Raw genomic sequence first — 966 nt, 5'->3', positions numbered from 1 at the left:
GATCAATGTCCACTTGATCGATACCAAGGCTGTATCCATTATCATTGCCCACGAAGTGAAAGAATTGATTCGTCTGATTGAATCAGGCTATACAGCTGAACAAATTATTCCAGCCATGAACCAAATGATTCAAGATTCAGAAATTTATGTCTTTATCGAAGATTTAAACAACTTGGTCAAAGGCGGCCGGGCCAAAGCAGCCTCAGCTTTTATAGGGTCTGTATTAAAAATCTATCCGATCCTACGATTTGAAGATGACGGGACAGTAGACGTTTTTGAGAAAATCCGTACTGAAGGAAAGATTAAAAAATCTTGGTTGCATATCTATGAAGAAGCCCGCGACCAATTTGGTGACCGTCTGCATTTAGGCTTTGCCCACGGTGATGCCTATGATAAGGCCATTGAATTCAGAGACTTTTTCCTAGAAAACTATCCAAATGAAGACATCATTATCCGTTATTTAACACCCGTTTTAGGGGTTCACGGCGGTAAGGGTGCATTGGGAATGGGGATACTAGTAGATGCTGACTTAGACTAAGCGGAGGCTTTATGTTATCAACACTTATTTACTTGGAAAATGACTTAGACCAATACTTGATGCTCCACCGGACGAAAAAAGCCAACGACGTCAACCATGGGAAATGGATTGGTATCGGCGGCAAATTTGAACATGGTGAATCACCTATGGAATGTTTGGAAAGAGAAGTCAAAGAAGAGGCTAGCCAAAACTTGAAATCAGCCGTTTTTCGAGGAATAGTCACTTTTATCTATGCTGACCAAGAACCTATGTATATTTTCTTATATACGGGTCAATTGGAAAATAATGAGGTCGGACAAACCAGAGAAGGGGACCTAGCTTGGGTAGACAAGGATAAGATTTTTGACCTAACTCTTTGGGAAGGCGACCGTATTTTCCTCAAAGAATTGATTGGGTCATCTACATTGATGGATATTAAATTAGTTTAC

Annotated in this window: 2 protein-coding genes; both read left to right on the top strand. The window is 40.4% G+C overall.

The genetic code is table 11. The features are described 5' to 3' along the window. A partial coding sequence (locus ACRCJ0_RS15675; RefSeq protein WP_431391113.1) for a DegV family protein occupies positions 1 to 538 on the top strand: 538 nt, incomplete at its 5' end. Between the two features lie 11 nt (positions 539 to 549). Further along, a partial coding sequence (locus ACRCJ0_RS15670; protein WP_431391112.1) for an NUDIX hydrolase occupies positions 550 to 966 on the top strand: 417 nt, incomplete at its 3' end.

The sequence above is a fragment of the Aerococcus sp. L_32 genome (assembly GCF_050689315.1).
Note: the sequence above shows the minus strand (reverse complement) of the source record. Positions and strands in the feature narration are given on the sequence as shown.